We start from the raw sequence: 20,671 nt of genomic DNA on the forward strand, positions 1-20,671 counted from the left end.
TATTTTTAGAGCTTATGAAGGAACTTACCCATATTGGGTAGTAATAATCAGTTAACTAAGCGGGATTCAATTTCCTTAATTAGCGCGGCGGCTCCATCTTTACTTAGGATGAGTTTGCCACCCGCGAGAAGCAAGTTATCATCGGATACTTCACCAGTAATCTGACACTCCATCCGAGATTCATATTTCCGTAAAATAATTTTGTCATCATCCACATAAATTTCAATCGGATCTTTTTCGTGGATATCCAGTGTACGTCTTAACTCGATTGGGATTACGACTCTCCCAAGCTCATCGACTTTGCGAACAATTCCAGTAGATTTCATATTTTTATCCTCCCCAGATAATGTTGGAAATGGCGCTTTTTATATGTACGCTGCCAATTTCCTTGTTTTCTTTATCTAAATAATCGCAGATATTTTATATTTATCTATATATTCTGCAATTACTGATAACTCTAGTTAAACCAAAAGAATACAAATAGCAACATCTTTACTTAGCAATAGAATAACAACATCACTAAATAATGTCAATTTTATTTCTCAAAATATTCATTAGTTAGAAAATTGATGAATCCATTTGTCGAAAACAATCTTATATTTGTGGTTTAGACAGTTATAACCAATTTCAATTTTCGCTTTTGTAAAACCCTAACTACCACGCCCAGATCCAGCACCTGGCGACTAGCAAGACTTCCTTTACCTCATGACGCGATAAAGGAGACTTGCCGATTGGCTAAGACATGAGGCTTAGCACTTTTGCGGTATTTGGCAAATTCTTATATAATCGTTACAATAGATTTTAGGTAGAAAGATACTAATGAGGAGGTTCACCATGGGTAATTCGAAAAACACCTTTTATATAACAACACCCATTTATTATCCAAGTGGAAAGCTACATATTGGTAATGCGTATTCCACAATCGCCTGTGACGTCATGGCGCGGTATAAACGAATGACGGGATATGATGTGTTCTATCTTACGGGAAGTGATGAACACGGGCAAAAAATTGAACAAAAAGCAGAAGAATTGAATGTTTCGCCGCAAGCCTACGTAGACGAAATGGCAGAAGGAATGAAGAAACTTTGGAAGTTGCTTGAAATTAGCAACGATAAATTCATCCGTACAACCGAGCCAACCCATAAAAAAGTCGTACAGGATATATTTGAACGTTTCCTTGAACAAGGTGATATTTATCTTGATGAGTATGAAGGCTGGTATTCTATTCCAGATGAAACGTTCTATACAGAAACACAATTAGTCGATGTGGAATACGATGAGAACGGAAATATCGTTGCTGGAAAATCCCCAGACAGTGGACATCCAGTTGAACTGATCAAAGAGGAATCGTATTTCTTTAAAATGAGTAAGTATGCAGACCGCTTACTCGAATATTACGAAGCACATCCTGAATTCATTCAACCGGAATCCCGTAAAAATGAAATGATCAATAACTTTATTAAGCCGGGATTGGAAGACTTGGCAGTATCGCGTACCGTCTTTTCTTGGGGTATCCCTGTTCCAAGCAATCCGAAGCATGTCGTGTACGTGTGGATTGATGCTTTAACGAACTATATTACCGCACTTGGATACGGTACGGAAAATGATGAGCTATTTAATAAATACTGGCCGGCAGATGTTCATATGGTTGGTAAAGAAATTGTCCGTTTCCATACAATTTACTGGCCAATTATGTTGATGGCCCTTGATTTACCGTTACCGAAGCAAGTCTTCGCCCATGGCTGGCTACTAATGAAAGACGGGAAAATGTCGAAATCAAAAGGGAACGTCGTCTATCCAGAAATGCTTGTTGAACGCTACGGATTAGATGCGCTGCGCTATTACTTGATGCGTGAGGTTGCTTTTGGAAGTGATGGGGTCTTTACTCCAGAAGATTTCGTTTCCCGTGTCAACTTCGACCTTGCGAATGACCTAGGGAACCTACTTAATCGTACGGTCGCAATGATTAATAAATATCTGGACGGACAAGTTCCAAGCTATAAAGGGAACGTTACCGCATTTGATGAAGACTTAAAACAGACAGCGGCAGAAGCGATTGCAGATTATCAGACAGAGATGGAGAAAATGCAGTTCAGTAGTGCGCTCGCCTCTGTATGGCGTCTGATCTCCCGTGCGAATAAATATATTGATGAAACCGAGCCGTGGAAGATTGCAAAAGAGGAAGACAAACAGGCGGAACTGGCAAGTGTTATGATTCATTTGGCGGAAAGCTTGCGAATTGCTGCATCCTTGCTACAACCGTTCCTCACTCACGCACCGAAAAAGATTTTCGAACAGCTTGGGTTGAATATTGATACAGCAGGTAATTGGAAAGACATTCAATTTGGGAACTTCCCTGAAAATGTTACAGTCATTAAAAAAGGAACACCAATATTCCCTCGTCTTGATGTAGAAGAAGAAGCGGAGTATATCCGTTCCCAAATGGCTGGTGATACTGCTGAAGAAGAATGGGATCCAGAAGAAACGGAGCTTGTCTCAAGCAAAGAGAAACAGATTAAAATTGATCAATTTGACCGTGTAGAACTGAAGGTTGCGGAAGTGATCGAATGCGCTAAAGTGGAAGGCGCGGACAAGTTGCTGAAATTCCGCCTTGATGCGGGCGATAAAGCACATCGTCAGATTTTATCCGGGATTGCTGAGCACTATCCGAATCCGGAAGAATTAATTGGTAAAAAGGTAGTAATTGTCGCGAATTTGAAACCACGTAAAATGCGCGGAGAAGTGAGTCAAGGTATGATTCTTTCTGCAGAAGCTGACGGGAAACTTACCGTTGTTGAAGCACCTCAAGACGTACCAAACGGTTCATTAATATCGTAAACCAATAAAAAAAGAATTACCCTGCCACATGGAGCAGGGTTTCTTTTCTTTACATTAAGGAGCTGAAAGAATGTTATTTGATACACATGTCCACCTGAATGCTTGGCAATTTAAAGAAGACCGCGAAGAAACGATTCAGCGTGCCTTTGACGCAGGGGTTACGCATATGACCGTTGTTGGCTTTGACCATGAAACGATTCCCCTTGCGATTGAAATAGCAGAACAGTATGAGACGATTTATGCAGCTATTGGGTGGCACCCAGTCGATGCGATCGATATGACAGATAAAGAATTAACTTGGATTGAAGAATTATCGGAGCATCCAAAAGTTGTTGCTATCGGTGAAATGGGGCTTGATTATCACTGGGATAAATCCCCGAAAGACGTTCAAGCTGAAGTGTTTCGGAAACAGATACGACTGGCGAAAAAATTAGACATGCCGATTATTATCCATAATCGGGAAGCTACGGAAGATATTATTCAAATTCTTGAAGAAGAAAAGGCCCATACGGTTGGTGGCATTATGCACTGTTACAATGATTCCGTCCAATATGTCGAACGCTGTTTAGATATGAATTTTTATATTTCGTTAGGTGGTCCGGTCACATTTAAAAATGCCCCGCTGCCAAAAGAAGTAGCGAAGGAAGTGCCTTTAGACCGCTTATTGATTGAAACCGATGCACCTTATCTCGCACCGCATCCGAACCGCGGAAAGCGCAATGAACCAGCTTATGTTAAGCTTGTTGCGGAGAAAATTGCTGAGCTGCGGGGGATAACGCTTGAAGAAGTTGCTGAAGCGACAACGAAAAATGCAATTCATGTTTATAATATAGAATCAAAATAAAAAAGATGGGACGGCTGGAGATCAAGTCTCTATCACGTATTAACGGTCTGTAACACCCCCCACCTCTAAACATGAGGGAAGCCCAAGATGTCAAGGCGTGGATATACAGTCCGTAAATCCCTGATTCTGTTCAACTAACATTCAGTGGGGAGGTAAGGAGTTCTCCACTGAATGAAGTTTCACTTTATCTGTCCCAACCGATTTACTCATCATCTTGATACAACTCTATCACTTTAGAAATGAAACTTTTCGTCGCAGGTGATGCTTGGTCAGTATGTGCAATGTCGATTATCCGGTATGCTTCCTTTTCAAATTCAAGTGGGATTATATGATGCAGTTCTCCAGTGATTACTCTATCTTCTAGACCGTCAAAATCATCTTCAACAAAAATCCCCGGATAACTCCGCTTAAATGCTTTAAAAATCGTTGGCATCCAGTTTGTCGTAACACTTGAAAAAGTTCCGACCTTAATACAACCTGTTTCCATTCCGACTAATGCGGCCGCTTCCTCGAACAAGATATTATTTATATTGATGATTTTCCGTGTATATTCGTAAATTTTCTCTCCTTCTCTTGTTAAACTAATCCCAGAACGATTACGGACTAACAGGTGGAATCCTAATTCATCGCTCTCCATTATGAAAGTAATTAATGGTCTAGTTAATATAAATTTGTTTTGTTAATCATTCTCTGTTTAAATTAAAATGAAGTCAAGTAAAGGATGTGAGATTGTTATGAAGAAAAGAATAATAGATATTATTTTTCTTATTATAGGTTCTTTAATATTTGCCCTATCGATTAATCTTTTTGTTATACCAAATGAGCTCGGTGAAGGGGGAGTAACGGGGTTAACGATTATATTTTACTATATGTTCGAATGGTCACCCGGACTCGTTAACCTCATATTAAACTCATTTCTACTCGTCGTAGGTTACCGGTTTTTAGGAAAAACAACAACCGTTTATACGATTATTACGATATTATTCTTTTCGCTATTTTTGCATCTAACAGAGAGCTGGAATGTTGATTCAAATGAGATTATTATTAATGCGATATTTGGCGGGGTCTTTGCAGGTGTCGGGATTGGTTTAATTATTAGAGTCGGGGGTACGACTGCGGGAACGGCAATTCTTGCTAGTATCACGAATAAATATTTGGGATGGAGTATCAGTTATGGCCTGTTATTCTTTGATTTAATTGTTGTCATGGGGTCTTACTTTATCATTGGGGTAGAGAAAGTAATGTTGACCGTTCTTATGCTATACATTGGAACAAAAGTAATGGAATTCATTATTGAGGGTTTAAATCCGAAAAAAGCTGCTACAATTATAACTAAAAATCCAGATGAAATTGCCGAACAGGTAAATCTATCAATTGGTAGAGGTGTTACCGTCTTTTCTGGGCATGGATATTATACGAAAGACACAAAAGAAATTCTTTATATCATTATTAGCAAACAAGAAGTGATTAAATTAAAGAGAATTGTAAAAGAAAAGGATCAAGATGCTTTCGTTGCAATCCATGATGTGCGGGACGTGTTTGGCGAAGGATTTATGGATATTTCAAAGACATAATAAAAGTTGGGAAGAAGGATTAGGATGTATAAAGGATATTTCATTGATTTAGATGGTACTGCTTATCGTGGAAAAGAGGTTATTCTGGAAACATTAGAGTTTGTAAAAAAACTACATGACAGAGAAATACCTTATTTGTTTTTAACAAATAATTCAACAAAGACACCACAAATGGTTGTAGAAGCATTGAAGTCATTTGGCTACCCGGTTACAGAAGAACAAATTTATACATCTTCGCTGGCGACTGCTCAGTATGTTTATGACCAGAACCCGAATGCAAGAATTTATATGATTGGTGAAATCGGTCTTCAGTCAGCACTGACGGAGAAAGGGCTGACTCTTGTTGAACAAGGAGAAGAAGCCGATTATGTTGTATTTGGACTGGACCGTGAAATAAATTATGAAAAATACTTTCAAGCCTGTTTAGCAATCTATAATGGAGCAACCTTTATTGTAACGAATGGGGACTTGGCGCTTCCGACAGAACGAGGGTTAATGCCGGGAAATGGTGCGCTGGCATCTGTTATTAGTGCTTCTACAGGTATGGAACCTATTTTTATTGGTAAACCAAATAGTACCATTATGGAAAAGGCTGTAGATTTAATAGGTCTTTCAAGAAAAGATGTAGCGATGATTGGTGATAATTATTTTACGGATATTTTAGCAGGAATACACGCAGGAATTCCAACCATTTACATTGAGGGTGGCTTTTCAAAACGAGAAGATGTTTTGACATATGACGTACAGCCGACTCATGTATTGAAAGACTTATCGCAGTTTGAAATCTAGATGTGCTGTATATTCTAAAAATAACTCATAGATATAAAGGGATGGCTCGCATAATGACTTTTATAACAGGTACCCACCTCTTTATCGATGGTGGATATTCTGTAATCTAAATAAAAAGGCTGGGATTTCGTTATATCTCGGCCTTTTTCCTTTAGTTCTCCTATATTTCCTCTACTAAGAAAAAACCTTTGTAAAACTATGTCGGAACTCCTTCATTTCTGTTATATAAATGTAAACAATGTCTTATTTCCAGAAACATCCATCCCCTAATAAGCTAGAATTTACATGCTAAACACTATTAATCTGAATACAAAGACAATTTTGTAACCCTTGCCTCCCAACGGATTAGAGGCTATGAAATATATCTACAATCGAACTGTAATTGAATTGTAATTTGATTGTAAACGGAATAGCTTTGACTTTACATATACGTATTAATATAATCGGTTTCGTACAAGGAGGCAGGAGCATGAAAATTTTTCATAAGCTTATGCTAGCATCAAAAGCGAAAATGGTTCTTTCGAGTATTGGTGTCTTAGCACTTGTTTTATTTACGAGCTTACTAGTAGTTGAAGCAACAAAAAAAGAAGTAATCATCGTAGACAATGGAGAAGAACAAGTTGTGAACACCCACAAAAACACAGTGGCAGAACTATTTTCAGAAGTGGGAATTGCAGTTGGTGCCCATGATGACTTATCACATGAGGAAGAAGCACCAATTGAAAACGGAATGACAATCGATTATAAGACAGCAAAGCAGGTAACCGTTTCAATTGACGGGAAGCCTGAGAGTTTCTATACAACAGAAGATACTGTATTAGCATTTTTAAAACAGCAAGATCTAACCTTCTCCCAGTATGACGAGGTTTCCCATGAAGATGGCGCGTTCATTGAGGACGGCATGGAAATTGATGTGAAGCAGGCATTTGATGTTACAGTCGTCGATGGCGGTAAGGAGCTAACCATTCCTGCCACTGGTGGCACAGTAGAAGAATTGCTAGAGGAGAATGACATCGAGCTGAATAATGCTGATAAGGTGAAGCCGGCTTTAGACAAGAAGGTAAAGAAGGACACGACTGTTGATATTGTTCGTGTGACAACAGAGACGGTGGAAAAAGAAGAAGCAGTTGCTTTTGAAACGGAGAAACAAAAAGACAGCACACTGCAAAAAGGGGAAGAAAAGGTCATTACCCAAGGAGAAGATGGCCAAGTTGTAAAGAAGTATAAGATTACAAAAGAAAATGGGGAAGAAGTTTCCCGGGAAATAATTGAGGAAGAAGTTACGAAAGAGAGCAAGAACCATGTAGTAGCAATCGGTACGAAAGAGCCTGTCCAAGAAGCGGATCCAGGGCTTGTTACACTTGCTAACAAATCGGAGGAGTCACAGAGTAGCGGGGAAACGCTAACAGTAACTGCAAGTGCATTCACCGCTTCCTGTAGTGGTTGCTCGGGTGTTACGACTACTGGAATCAATTTAAAAGCCAACCCAGATCAAAAAGTAATCGCAGTGGACCCAAATGTCATTCCGCTTGGCACAAAAGTATGGGTGGAAGGCTATGGGGAAGCTGTAGCTGGAGACACTGGCGGTGCGATCCGTGGAAACCGTATCGATGTGCATGTCCCGAATCAGGGGGCAGCATATGATTGGGGAGTACGTACGGTACAAGTGAAAATCATAGACTAATACTTATTTTAGGAATTATGCTCTTCTCATGGTAAAATCATGGGAAGAGCTTTATTTACGTGGAGGGCGAGTTTTGAAGATAAAAGAAATCATCGTCGTGGAAGGTAGAGACGACACAGCTAAAATTAATCAGGCAATTCAAGCGGATACGATTGAGACGAACGGTTCAGCGGTTAATAAAGAAATCATTAACCGAATCCGTCACGCGCAAGAAAAGCGGGGCGTTATTATTTTCACCGATCCCGATTATCCCGGCCAGCGTATTCGCCACATCATAGACCAGGCCGTTCCCGGTTGTAAGCATGCATTTCTTACCCAGGACGAGGCACGGGCGAAAAATGCGCATAACAGGAGTTTGGGCATTGAACACGCTAGACCGGAAACAATAAGAGAAGCACTACGTAAAGTATATGAACTCACCGAAGAAACTCGAGGAGAAATCACAAAAGAAGATCTTCTCATCAATCGCCTCATCGGTGTAAGAGAAGCAAGTGAACGTAGAAAACAGCTAGGGGAACATTTGAAAATTGGCCATACGAACGGGAAACAATTGTTGAAACGATTAAATCAGTTCCAGATTTCCAAAGAAGAGTTCGAAGCGGCAGTAGAAGCCATCCAGCAGGAGGATTGACATGTCAACCAAATATATTGCAACCCCATCGAAGACGAAAGAAATTCTGAAAAAATATGCCTTCGCTTTCAAAAAGAGTTTAGGACAGAATTTTATTATTGATGTAAACATCTTACAAAATATTTTAAAGCATGCAGGTGTGGATAAAGATTCAGGTGTCATCGAAATCGGTCCGGGAATCGGTGCTTTGACTGAGCAACTTGCAATCCATGCGGACAAAGTTGTCGCTTTTGAAATCGATCAGCGCCTATTGCCGATTTTAGATGACACTTTAGAGGCCTATTCCAATATTGAAATTATCCATCAAGACATATTAGAAGCAGATGTCACTGAGGTAATCAGAGAACAATTCAAAGAAAATCAGCCGATCCGCATCGTCGCTAATCTGCCATATTATATTACAACACCGATTCTTTTGAAATTGCTCCATGACCGGTTGCCGGTTGAAAGTATTACCGTTATGATTCAAAAAGAAGTGGCAGAGCGGATGGCGGCTGAACCAAATAGCAAAAGTTACGGCTCCTTAACGATTGCTATTCAGTATTATACGGATGCGGAAGTGGTCATGAATGTGCCGAAGACCGTATTTAATCCGCAGCCGAATGTTGATTCAGGTATTCTAAAGTTGGAGTTACGTAAAGAGCCACCAGTCTATGTAGAGGATGAGGATTTCTTTTTCCGAATTGTTAAGGCGAGCTTTGCCCAGCGGAGGAAGACGTTACGAAATAATTTAGCAAACCTATTTACGGATATGAATAAGACGGAGATCCAGGAAGTAATGGACCAGGCTGGGATTGACGGTGGCAGACGGGGCGAATCCTTGAACATGGAGGAATTTGCACAGCTTGCTAATGTGTTTTATAAAGAAATAAATAGATAAATGAAAATACGGCAGAATGCATCGAAGCATCCTGCCGTATTTTCTTTTATCATGAATAAAATAATGGTAACCTTTAATTTAAAAATACTTGTAAAAACAAAAAGACTGGCGAGAGCTATAACGTGTATTAGTACTTATGACGCATATTATTTAGATTTAAAGATTTAAACGAACGCTTGGAAGTGACCGGTAAGAGTAGGTCCCATCCTACTTTTATTCTATTCTCCTATCTAACAACGCATAAGCCCCAATCGCAAGCTCAATCGCCTGCCGATTCGTCGGATTCATAAAATCTTCTCCCATCAGTTCCTCAATCTTTTCCAAGCGATGGTATAATGTTTGCCTCACAATGGATAGCCGTTCCGATGTTTCCTTTTTAGATCCCATCGTTTCCAAGTACACAGCAAGTGTCTGCAGTAAATCATTCTTCGTTTGTTGTTGATGATCTAGCAGCGGCCCTAAGTAATCCGAGACATATGCCTCCAATTCTTGCTTAGGGAGGTTGATCAGCAACCGGTAAATCCCAATATCCTCAAAAAACAAGATATCTAGAATATCCATTTTTTGAATTGCTAGTACCGCACTTGCTTCATCATAACACTTACTTAATTTTGAATAATCCTTTTGCAGACTGCTAACGCCAATATAACAGTCTTTCCCTCGGAAAATATTATCTTTATGACTGTTTTTAATCGCTTCCGTAATCAATGTGAACGTGTTAGTGTCGCTAGTTGCATAACTGCTCTTATAATACGAAGCAATTACAGCAATATTATTCTTCGTAATGGAGATCGCAGGGAAGAAATTATATCTTTTAAAAATGGAGCGGAGAATAATCGATTGCTGGAGCTTTATCTCTTCCCAATCCTCATCTCTTATCTCCTTATGATAAGAGCTATTTTCAATCATGATTAAGCGGTAATAAAGGTTCTCAGCCGGAGCAGGTAAAAACTTTAATGCAGCACTCGATTCATATTCCTCTCCGTGCAATAACTGTTGCACCAGATTCTCTTCTTGATTCTGTTTTCTTTCCTCGATTGTTTTATTCCTTAGCATTATCTGGGCAATGGCTAAAGTGGCACGGTCAATAATGGAGAAAGCGAACTCATCCAACTCCCCGCTTCGTTGTTGAATATAGAGATCCCCCCAAGAAGAGCCGAGCCCTTTAATTGGGAAAGCAGTGTAGTAGTCACCATGGAGAAGGACTTCATGATAGGGCTCGACTTCTCTTTTTTCGTTAATTAGAGAAAGGATAGATTCCGCTTGGTCTTTGTTTCTAAGTGGATAGTAGAATAACTGTTTATCATCAGAAATAAGTAAAACATTCAAACGGAAAGATTCATATAGTTTCTTTAGTATTTTCAAAATTCCGTTCGGTTCTAAAGACAATTCGTTAAACGCATTGGAAAGGTCATGGAGATGCTTTAGTTGTTCATGGTGACTATTAATAATGATCGTATGTAAATCCTGGGTAATATCTACAAATTTCACGACATCTGGGAATATAATAATTGGAAAATCATGATGATTAGCGAATTCAATAATCGCAGGTTCAATTTCCTGAACATGAGTCCCGAGTTCCATACAGAGCCCCGCAACTTCCAGTTCAATCAATTTCTTTAACTTAGAGATCCCATCTTTAGAATCAAGTGGCATATTAGAGCCAGTTGTTAAAATAAGCTCCCCGCCATTGATAAATGAATCAAACGCTTCCATTTCCAGAATGTGTGTCCATTTAATCTCTCGGTCGACTCCCTTTTCACCAGTAATTAAGGTGGCTCCTTTAAATAACTTTCGCTTTAAGATATCTCTTACCGTTACCTTAAAATTCCCCATCAGTTCCCCTCCAAATTGTAAAATAAATTTCCTAATAATTTTACTTTATATAAGATGATATTATTTTCGGAACAATGTAAACTTAATTATGGAATGGGACCCGAGGTATGTCAACCCAAGTAGTTGAATAACGTTACAATCACATGTTAAATACAACAGAATATACAGACTGTACATTTCGTCAAAAAATATTTTTATTATGGAAGGGAGACATTGAAATGAAAGCGCTGCAACAAACAGAAAAGTTATCACTGGAAGAAATGGATCGTCAGTATGTTTGGCACCATATTTCTCCTTATCGAGAAGAAGGAGCAACAATGATTGTTGAGAAAGGCGAAGGTTCCTGGATTACCGATCAGAATGGCAATCGTTATTTAGACGGTATGTCTGGACTATGGTGTGTGAATGTCGGTTACGGACGGGAGGAATTAGCTGAGGCTGCTGCAGAACAAATAAAGAAAATCGCCTACACGCCAATGACGAATAGTCACGAGCCAGCGATTGAACTGGCAGCAAAGGTCAATAGCATGCTGAATGATGACTATGTGATGTTCTATTCCAACAGTGGATCGGACGCGAATGAGGTTGCGTTTAAAATCGCTCGCCAATATCACCAGCAAAACGGAGACCCGAACCGTTACAAAGTGATTTCCCGTTATCGTGCATATCATGGCAGTTCGATGGGGGCTCTTTCAGCAACAGGGCAAGCTTTAAGAAAATATAAATATGAGCCACTTTCATCTGGTTTCTTACATGTTTCTCCACCGGATAACTACCGTAAACCGGATAACGTAACGGTAGAAGAATACAACTTACAAAAGGCAAGAGAAATTGAAGAGACGATCAATTATGAGCAAAAGGAATCCATCGCAGCAGTAATTATGGAACCGCTTATAACTGGAGGCGGAGTCATTATGCCTCATGAAGTGTATGCCCAGGAAGTGGAGCGTATTTGTGAGCGTCACGGCGTCTTACTCATAATTGATGAGGTCATTTGTGGTTTCGGTCGAACTGGTAAAGCATTCGGTCACCAGCAGTTCAACATTAAGCCAGATATCATTACAATGGCAAAAGGTTTAACGAGTGCGTATTTACCGTTATCAATTACGGCTGTTCGTAAAGATATTTACGAAGCATTTAAAGGAACGGAAGATAATCAACATTTCCGTCACGTGAACACGTTCGGCGGTAATCCAGCAGCTTGTGCCGTTGCTCTTAAAAATATTGAGATTATGGAACGGGAAAGTCTGTTTGAACGCTCCGAACAACTGGGTGCGAAGCTATTGCAAGGATTAAAAGAGCTGGAGAATCACCCCAACGTTGGCAATGTTCGTGGACTCGGCTTACTAGCTGGAATTGAAATTGTAGAAGATAAAGAAACGAAGGAACCAGCTCCCAATGACCGGGTTGCCAAGCTTATCGCGAGCTGTAAAGCGAAAGGATTAATCATTGGTCGGAACGGAGATACGGTTGCAGGGCAGAACAACATTTTAACACTTAGTCCACCGTTATCTTCAACAGATGAAGACATTGATTTCATCCTGCAAGTTCTGAATGAAGTATTTGCCGAAAATAAATAGCGCAAGGAAGAGTCTCAGAAGGGAAGTATTGGAAGCAATTGAAAAAGTATTATCGTAAACACATAGAAGGAGGAATTTCACGTGGCACAAACAGCAGTAGAAGTATTAAAAAACTATATTGGTGGTAAATGGGTGGAAGCAAATACAGATAAGTCGGAGCCGGTTTACAACCCGGCGACTGGAGAAGTTATCGCGCATGTGCCGATTTCATCCATTGAAGATGTGGAACATGCAGTAGAAACGGCAAACGAAGCATTCCAGGAGTGGAAGGAGTTAGCGGTACCACGCCGTGCACGGATTCTATTTAAATATCAGCAGTTATTAGTAGATAATTGGGATGAGCTTGCCCGCCTCATCACGATTGAAAATGGGAAAAACTTCGCGGAAGCTCAAGGTGAAGTTCAACGCGGCATTGAAAATATCGAGTTTGCAGCAGGTGCACCTTCACTTATGATGGGTGACTCGCTTCCATCGATTGCAACAGGGCTTGAATCAGGGGTGTATCGTTACCCAATCGGCGTAATCGGCGGAATCACACCATTCAACTTCCCGATGATGGTTCCTGCCTGGATGTTCCCAATGGCAATCGCTACTGGAAATACATTCGTATTGAAGCCGTCTGAACGGACACCACTACTTGCGAACCGTTTAGCAGAGCTTTTAGAAGAAGCAGGTTTGCCGGCAGGGGTATTCAATATTGTCCACGGTGCCCATGATGTTGTAAATGGTTTAATTGACCATGAAAAAGTAGCAGCAATTTCGTTCGTCGGTTCCCAGCCGGTAGCAGAGTATGTTTATAAGCGGGGAACGGATAAGCTGAAGCGTGTTCAAGCGTTGGCTGGTGCGAAAAACCACTCGATTGTATTAGGTGATGCGAACTTGGAGAACGCAGCGACACAAATTCTAAATGCAGCATTTGGTTCAGCTGGAGAGCGCTGCATGGCAGCATCTGTCGTCGCGGTAGAGGAATCAGTGGCAGATGAGTTTATCGCTTTATTAAAGCAAAAAGCGGATGACGTTCAAATCGGCAACGGTTTAGACGAAGGAATTTTCCTCGGACCGGTTATCCGTGAACAGCATAAAGAACGTACGTTAAGTTATATTGAAAAAGGTGAGAAAGAAGGAGCAAAACTTGTCCGTGATGGACGTAAAGACGAAGCGGTGAAAGAAGCAGGCTACTTTGTCGGCCCAACGATTTTTGACAATGTCACGCCGAACATGAAAATCTGGCAAGATGAAATTTTCGCACCCGTCCTTTCAATCTCTCGCGTGAAAGATTTAGATGAAGCAGTGGAGCTTTCCAACAAGTCCCGCTTTGCAAACGGTGCATGTATCTTCACGAAAGATGGTGGAAGCGTGCGCCAGTTTAGAGAAACAATTGATGCAGGTATGTTAGGAGTGAATATCGGAGTTCCAGCCCCAATGGCATTCTTCCCGTTCTCCGGCTGGAAGGATTCCTTCTACGGTGACTTGCATGCGAATGGAAAAGATGGACTCAACTTCTATACGCGTAAGAAGGTTATTACGACGAGATGGGTGTAAAATGAATCATTGTTTGAATGAAAAGCGCAGGATTATTTCTTGCGCTTTTTTCCTGTTTCGAGCGTTATTTAAGCCGAATGATGATAAAATAAAGGGATAGGCTACGAATAGTTGAAAGGAGAATGTAAATGGCTAAACACCGTATATATACGATGAGCTTTTCAAGTGTATATCCCCACTATATAACGAAAGCAGAGAAAAAAGATCGCACAAAGGAAGAGGTCGATGAAATCATTCGCTGGCTGACAGGCTATAGCCAAGACGAACTAGAAGCACATCTCGAAAAACAAACGGACTTTGAAACATTCTTTGCGGAAGCTCCGAAATTGAATCCTTCGCGTTCTTTGATTAAAGGTGTCATCTGCGGCGTTCGAGTAGAAGAAATTGAGGAACCATTGATGCAGGAAATTCGCTATATGGATAAACTGATTGATGAATTGGCGAAAGGGAAAAAGATGGAGAAGATTTTACTGACACCAGCCCCGCTCTAACTGATTTTAAATAAAACCCATACTCCCTTTATAAAAAAGGAAGTATGGGTTTATTATTTCGTAACCTTATCCAGTATTTCCAATTAGCGTACCTTTAATCCCACGAACGAACTGAGATCCTCTTCGTTCGTTTGATTAGACAGCCTTTAATCCCACCAACGATCTGGAATCAGCTTCATTCGTTTGATTAGACAGCCTCTAATCCCACGAACAATCTGGAATCAGCTTCATTCGTTTGATTAGACAGCCTCTAATCCCACGAACAATCTGGAATCAGCTTCCTTCGTTTGATTAGGCCTCTAATCCCGCGAACAAATAGAAATCAACTCCCTTCGTTCGATTAGAACTCCTCCATCACCTCGAACAAAGTCTTGAGATCGTATCCATACCTATAATTAATGAATTATTGGTTTCACTAATTATACCGGAGGGTGGCTTACTGTTTCAGACTGCGAAAGTTGTATGAATTAAAAAAGGTACTGCATATCCGAAGATGCAGTACCCATATTTCATGTAAGTGTTTTAAGCCTTGTTCACCAATTGATCAATAAACTCAACAACCTCATCCGTCGTACTCATCGCCAACAATTCTTCCTTATGGGAAGCAATCTGTTCTTTTGAGAGCTTGCTTAATTGTGTCCGGGCAGGGAGGATGGATGTTGCACTCATGCTGAATTCATCTAGTCCAAGTCCTAACAGAATCGGAATAGCAATCGGGTCTCCAGCCATTTCACCGCACATGCCGGCCCATTTCCCTTCTTTGTGAGCTGCTTCAATCACATTATTGACTAAGTTCAAGATTGCCGGATGGTACGGTTGATAGAGATAAGAAACCTGTTCATTCATCCGGTCAGCAGCCATTGTATATTGGATAAGGTCATTCGTTCCAATACTGAAGAAGTCGACTTCTTTGGCAAATTGTGCAGCAGTTACAGCCGTAGATGGAATTTCGACCATAATTCCGACTTCGATATTCTCGGCAACTTTAATACCTTCAGCTGCTAAATTTTCCTTTTCATCGAGTAGGATTCCTTTTGCCCGACGGAATTCTTCCAGTGTTGCAATCATCGGGAACATGATTTTTAAGTTCCCAAAGGCACTTGCCCGGAGGAGGGCACGTAACTGCGGGCGGAAAACATCTTCATTTTCCAGGCAGAAACGAATCGCACGGAAGCCTAGGAATGGGTTTAATTCTTTCGGCAAATCCATGTAGTCCAGCTCTTTATCGCCCCCGATATCTAGCGTACGGACGACAACTGGTTTGTCACCCATCTGTTCAAGCACGGATTTATATGCTTCGAATTGTTCTTCTTCAGATGGCAGTTCACTTTTACCCATGTATAGGAATTCAGTCCGGTAAAGGCCGACACCTTCTGCTCCGTTATGAAGTGCACCTGCTACGTCATCTGGAGTGCCAATATTCGCTGCAAGTTCGACTTGAGCACCGTCTTTTGTAATAGTAGGCTCGTCTTTTAATTTAGCCCACTCTTCACGTTGTTTCGCGTAAGCCTCTTGTTTTTCTCTATATGTTGCCAGTTCCTCATCGGTTGGATGGACGATGACGTTACCTTCTAGTCCATCAATAATGATGAGATCATTTTGTGAAACGGATTCGGTGATATTTTTCGTTCCGACAACGGCAGGTATTTCGAGTGATCTCGCCATAATGGCAGAATGTGAAGTCCGGCCACCTATGTCTGTTGCGAATCCTTGAACAAACTCGCGATTCAATTGCGCAGTGTCGGACGGTGTTAAGTCCTCGGCGATAATGACGACCTCTTCGTCAATCAATGCAGGGTTCGGGAAGGTGACACCAAGTATATGTGCCATGACCCGTTTCGTAACATCCTTAATATCTGCGGCACGTTCCCGCATATATTCGTTGTCCATGTTTTCGAACATATCGATGAACATCGTGGATACTTCTTCTACAGCAGTTGCTGCAATAACCTTATCCGTTTCGATTTTTTCTTTCATTGGATTAATTAATTCCGGGTCATTTAAAATTAAGAGATGAGCAGAGAAAATCGCAGCATGATCCTCGCCAAGCTTATTTTCCGTATGCTCTTTGATTTTCTCGAGTTCTGTTCTAGAAACTTCCAATGCTTGTTCTAGCCGACTTATCTCTTCCTCCGTATTTTCGGTCGTTACTTTTTCAAAGGATAAGTCTGGTGTTACGAGTTGATATGCTTTAGCAATCGCTATACCAGGTGATGCTGCAATTCCATTTAATTGTATGTTCATTTTACCAACCCCTGAATAAATTATCGTAATTTCTTATATTTAGTCTCCTCTTTCATTATACGCGTTTAAAATAACTTTAAGCAAGGGATGTCCCGCTTCCAATCCGGAAACTTCTTTTAGTGCTTCTTGGACACCCTGATCTGCAATCATCTTTTGTAACTTTACTGCTTCATTATCTTGTTCATTGGTAAATTTGAGAGCTGCTGCGATTGTTTTTGCGAGATAGGTTGGTTCTTTCCCAGTTACGTCCATATACATGGATGCCGGGCGAATAAGTCGTTCTCTCGCGCCTAGCTTACGGATTGGACCTCTTGCTACTCTTGTGATTTCATCTGAAATATATGGATTCATAAAGCGGCCGATAATTTTTTCAGTATAAGCTTGATGTTCTTCCCGGTTAAAGTCGTATGTTCGAATTAATGCTTCGCCTGACTCATGCAATGCGCCTTTAATGATTTCTTGTACCTTTTCGTCATTAATTGCTTCTGTAATGGTTTGATATCCCATTTGATGACCGACATAAGCGACGGCTGCGTGACCAGAATTTACCGTGAATAGCTTACGTTCGATATAAGGGGTGAGATCATCCACGAAAGTGATCCCATTAACATCTGGCTTGGTACCTTTGATTGCAGGTTCTTCAACAACCCATTCATAGTAAGGTTCTACAGAAACTTGGAGTAAATTGTCATGTTTCTGGTTCGGTACAATTCGGTCCACCGCTGCATCTGGGAAGCCGAACAAGTTATCAATTGTTGTCTTTTCTTCTTGTGTCAGGTGTTCGTAAACTTTCTCCTTTAAAAAGGAAGTGCCACCGACCATGTTTTCACAGGCGATAATATTCAGCGGTTGATTAGTTGTTTTAGCTCGTTCTTTCAAACCCTTAGCGATGAGCCCAGCAATGATTGGCAATACATTTGGCCCGACAGCAGTTGTAATCATATCCGCATGGACAATCGCCTGGATGACTTTACCCGGGTCTTGGATACTGTTAATTCCGGAAATATTTTTAACGGTTAAGGATTCGCTTTCCTCTGTTGCTAGTACGACGGTGTATTGTTTTTTCTCATTGATTTCTTTAATCACTGCTTCATTCACATCAACAAATGTTGTATGATATCCCGCTTGATGGAGTAATAAACCAATAAAACCACGTCCAATATTGCCTGCACCAAAATGTACTGCTTCCATTTAGTTCACCTCCTCAAAGATACGAATGATTTCTTCTTCTGACGCTGCGTCAAGAATCGATTGGATATTGTCTTCATCGGAAAGCACGATTGCGATATTGGAGAGAATATCTAAGTGCTCGTCTCCTTTACCAGCAATACCGATTAAGATTTTCACCGTGTTGCCATCTCCATACTCTACACCTTCCGGGACGGTAACGACAGATAAGCCCGATTCATTCACTAATGACTTCGCATCTTCTGTACCATGTGGAATAGCGACGAAGTTCCCCATAAAGGTCGATGTTAATTCTTCCCGTTCAAACATTTTATCAATATAGGAAGGTTCGACATAGCCATTATTTACTAAAATTTGACCTGCGTAGCGAATCGCTTCTTCCTGATTTTTTAATGAAACATTCAACTTAATATTTTCTTTTGCTAATACTTCTTTTGCCATGGTAAACACCACTCCTTACATAGAGATTGTTCAAAAAGCTCATTAAAAACTATAGTAACCTTTTATCCTTTAAAAACGTTTGAAAACGCTCGGCTAAGTAGAATTTGATTGCCGTTTCATCAGCAGATTCAAATAAACGAACTGCTTCGTCTTCCTGGATGAGCAAGCTGCTTAAATAACTTAGTGTTTCTAAACTTTCTTGCTGAATATCTTTGGGGGCAAGCATGACTAGGATATGTTTCACTTCCATCTCTTTTCCGTCCATTCCCCTCATTGGTCGCGGATTTTCTAACACATAAATTGAAAAATGGATGGAAGGCACGTCTCTAGAACGTGTATGGAAAAGTGCCAAGTTCGTATCTGGTATCCCGAGCCCGCCAACTTGCTCCCTTTCCATTAGTTTAGTAAAAACCGTTTCGCTGTTCTTTATTCTTTTCCGCTTTTCCAAATCGATACAAATCGCTCGCAACGTTGATTCTGAGTGATTCCGTTCATCGACATAGAAGGAATGGAGCAGGTCAAGAATTGTTTCGGTATAAAGCTTGATGGCCTCTAACTGCAAAAGCGAATTCGGATTACTTTTTTGCTTTTCATTATTTACAACGAGTCTCTGCTGGCGAATTGCTTTCTTAATCTGCTGGACTTCTGATTGATTTAACATTGGAGAAACGAGAATATAATCGGTTTCCTCCAGCTCTTTTAAGGGAAGCGTTGAAATGATTAAATCGTATTGATCCAAGTCTTCCTCGTCTACATCGAACATCGATTTGTTTTCTATTTGCTTAATTTCCGGCACTTGTTTCATTAATTGAGTTGCTAAGATTTTCGCCGTGCCAATCCCACTGGAGCAAATAACAAGAGCCTTTTGTCTTTCACCTTTCAGTAATGCAGCTGCAAAATGGAGGACGATAAATCCAATTTCATCATCCGGGAAATCTAAATCGGGAAAAATGACGCTCGTCGCTTCTCCAATTAAATGAAACAAATCATCATAGTCATGTTTAATCTGCTCGATCATTGGATTCGTAATCTTCATCCGCTTATTAATCCGGTAAATGGCCGGTTTCAAATGGGTAACTAAATCATTTAGTAATTGATTGTTTCCCATCATATCCACATGAATCTGTTTACTTACATAAGCAATTAACTGCTTAACCTGATAGGCAAATCCTGTGTTCTCTACTTCTAATAAAACATGTTGGTCTGAGCGAAGTTTCGCTCCCATTAAATGCATGGTAATATAACCGATCTCATCGTTGGGGATGCTGATCTCCAAGCTTGTTCCCAATTCGCTGATGATTTTTTCCGCTATCTTATATTCTTTTGTACCCTGTAACTGTTCGAAATATGCCTGGTCAAATTGAATCGTATCCCCTTTTTGCAGTCGTTCGATTGCGAGTGCAAGGTGGACAACTAAACCGACGCGTGCACTATCGGCTAATTCATAGGGGAGCTTTGTACTTGCTTGTTCCACCGTTTTTTCAATTACTCGTAATTTATCTGGATCGACGAGTCCCAATAAGCGGTTGGAAATGGTTGGCGTCTGTTTGTTTTGGATGTTTTCCTTTAGTAGGGAAATGAAGGAGAAAGGGTCCACATATTTGGCAATTAAATGCGTAATTGCGGACCGCTTATTCGCTTCATCTCCTTCAATTTGCACGCCATATCCTCTGCGACGGGTAAGTGTTAAGTGAAAGTTCTCTAATTCCGCTTCCAATTGATCCAAGTCGTTACTGATTGTCGCAACGGTTACATCCAATTCGTGAGCAAGGGTGAATAATTTCACCGGCTCATTCGCTTCAAGCAACATGGATAGAATCATTGCTTGTCTTTCTTCTTGGGTATAGTCATTCGGACTAATACTTGTAAGCAGCCGTTCTAATAATTGTTGATCTGCTTGTTCACCAACGATTTGAAGCCCGACACCAGCCTTTTTATCAAGCTCCATCCGGTGGTTTAAAAGGATTTTTTCAACACCTTTTAAATCCCGGTGAATCGTCCGTGGGCTGACGTCAAGGGCTTCAGCAAGATCTCCTACTGTCACTTGTACTTGCTTTTGAAGTAAGAAAAGAATGATTTTTCCTTCCCGCGCTGTAATACTCAAGGCGA

17 protein-coding genes are annotated in these 20,671 nt (G+C 40.6%); 10 read left to right on the forward strand and 7 right to left on the reverse strand.

Going from position 1 to position 20,671, the window contains the following annotated elements:
- Positions 1-47: 47 nt before the first annotated feature.
- Entirely contained in the window at positions 48-326 is a 279-nt protein-coding gene (gene abrB / locus IEX94_RS09675) for a transition state genes transcriptional regulator AbrB (protein ID WP_188856998.1), read from the reverse strand.
- A gap of 508 nt (positions 327-834) precedes the next feature.
- Between abrB and metG the strand changes: the two genes are divergently transcribed.
- Entirely contained in the window at positions 835-2,838 is a 2,004-nt protein-coding gene (metG, locus tag IEX94_RS09680) for a methionine--tRNA ligase (protein WP_188856999.1), read from the forward strand.
- Positions 2,839-2,908: 70 nt separating this feature from the next.
- Complete coding sequence (locus tag IEX94_RS09685) at positions 2,909-3,682, forward strand: TatD family hydrolase (RefSeq protein WP_188857000.1); 774 nt, start codon at positions 2,909-2,911, stop codon at positions 3,680-3,682.
- A gap of 202 nt (positions 3,683-3,884) precedes the next feature.
- Here IEX94_RS09685 and IEX94_RS09690 read toward each other — a convergent pair whose 3' ends face one another.
- Entirely contained in the window at positions 3,885-4,319 is a 435-nt protein-coding gene (locus tag IEX94_RS09690; RefSeq protein WP_188857001.1) for a LysR family transcriptional regulator, read from the reverse strand.
- Positions 4,320-4,416: 97 nt separating this feature from the next.
- Between IEX94_RS09690 and IEX94_RS09695 the strand changes: the two genes are divergently transcribed.
- The 5 genes from IEX94_RS09695 (at position 4,417) to rsmA (ending at position 9,240) form a co-directional block, all read left to right on the forward strand.
- A complete protein-coding gene (locus tag IEX94_RS09695) occupies positions 4,417-5,256 on the forward strand; it encodes a YitT family protein (protein ID WP_188857002.1) in 840 nt (279 codons plus the stop codon).
- Positions 5,257-5,280: 24 nt separating this feature from the next.
- On the forward strand, positions 5,281-6,045 hold the full coding sequence (gene nucF / locus IEX94_RS09700; protein WP_188857003.1) for a 5' nucleotidase NucF: 765 nt from the start codon (positions 5,281-5,283) through the stop codon (positions 6,043-6,045).
- Between the two features lie 469 nt (positions 6,046-6,514).
- Positions 6,515-7,729, forward strand: a complete 1,215-nt coding sequence (locus IEX94_RS09705; RefSeq protein WP_188857004.1) for a resuscitation-promoting factor — start codon at positions 6,515-6,517, stop codon at positions 7,727-7,729.
- Between the two features lie 73 nt (positions 7,730-7,802).
- The gene (gene rnmV, locus IEX94_RS09710) at positions 7,803-8,360 is read left to right on the forward strand and encodes a ribonuclease M5 (protein ID WP_188857005.1); all 558 of its coding nucleotides are present in this window, start codon (positions 7,803-7,805) and stop codon (positions 8,358-8,360) included.
- A 1-nt stretch (position 8,361) separates the two neighbouring features.
- Positions 8,362-9,240: a 16S rRNA (adenine(1518)-N(6)/adenine(1519)-N(6))-dimethyltransferase RsmA gene (gene rsmA, locus IEX94_RS09715; protein WP_188857006.1), complete on the forward strand. Its 879-nt coding sequence runs from the start codon at positions 8,362-8,364 to the stop codon at positions 9,238-9,240.
- 213 nt (positions 9,241-9,453) lie between these two features.
- Here the strand turns inward: rsmA and IEX94_RS09720 are convergent, their stop codons facing one another.
- Positions 9,454-11,076: a PucR family transcriptional regulator gene (locus tag IEX94_RS09720; RefSeq protein WP_188857007.1), complete on the reverse strand. Its 1,623-nt coding sequence runs from the start codon at positions 11,074-11,076 to the stop codon at positions 9,454-9,456.
- 218 nt (positions 11,077-11,294) lie between these two features.
- Between IEX94_RS09720 and IEX94_RS09725 the strand changes: the two genes are divergently transcribed.
- From IEX94_RS09725 to IEX94_RS09735, 3 genes are all read left to right on the forward strand, one after another.
- Entirely contained in the window at positions 11,295-12,656 is a 1,362-nt protein-coding gene (locus IEX94_RS09725) for an aspartate aminotransferase family protein (protein ID WP_188857008.1), read from the forward strand.
- 81 nt (positions 12,657-12,737) lie between these two features.
- The gene (locus IEX94_RS09730) at positions 12,738-14,198 is read left to right on the forward strand and encodes a CoA-acylating methylmalonate-semialdehyde dehydrogenase (RefSeq protein WP_188857009.1); all 1,461 of its coding nucleotides are present in this window, start codon (positions 12,738-12,740) and stop codon (positions 14,196-14,198) included.
- Between the two features lie 128 nt (positions 14,199-14,326).
- Complete coding sequence (locus IEX94_RS09735) at positions 14,327-14,689, forward strand: DUF2200 domain-containing protein (RefSeq protein ID WP_188857010.1); 363 nt, start codon at positions 14,327-14,329, stop codon at positions 14,687-14,689.
- 522 nt (positions 14,690-15,211) lie between these two features.
- Here the strand turns inward: IEX94_RS09735 and ptsP are convergent.
- From ptsP to IEX94_RS09755, 4 genes are read right to left on the reverse strand one after another with little or no spacing between them, the layout of a single operon-like run.
- On the reverse strand, positions 15,212-16,933 hold the full coding sequence (ptsP, locus tag IEX94_RS09740; protein WP_188857011.1) for a phosphoenolpyruvate--protein phosphotransferase: 1,722 nt from the start codon (positions 16,931-16,933) through the stop codon (positions 15,212-15,214).
- Between the two features lie 39 nt (positions 16,934-16,972).
- Positions 16,973-18,124 carry a mannitol-1-phosphate 5-dehydrogenase gene (locus IEX94_RS09745; RefSeq protein ID WP_188857012.1) on the reverse strand — a complete coding sequence of 384 codons (1,152 nt, stop codon included), beginning with the start codon at positions 18,122-18,124 and terminating at the stop codon, positions 16,973-16,975.
- A complete protein-coding gene (locus tag IEX94_RS09750) occupies positions 18,125-18,562 on the reverse strand; it encodes a PTS mannitol transporter subunit IIA (protein ID WP_188857013.1) in 438 nt (145 codons plus the stop codon).
- A 49-nt stretch (positions 18,563-18,611) separates the two neighbouring features.
- Complete coding sequence (locus IEX94_RS09755) at positions 18,612-20,666, reverse strand: BglG family transcription antiterminator (protein ID WP_188857014.1); 2,055 nt, start codon at positions 20,664-20,666, stop codon at positions 18,612-18,614.
- Positions 20,667-20,671: the final 5 nt, after the last annotated feature.

It is taken from the genome of Oceanobacillus indicireducens (genome assembly GCF_014647195.1).
Lineage (GTDB): Bacteria > Bacillota > Bacilli > Bacillales > Amphibacillaceae > Oceanobacillus > Oceanobacillus indicireducens.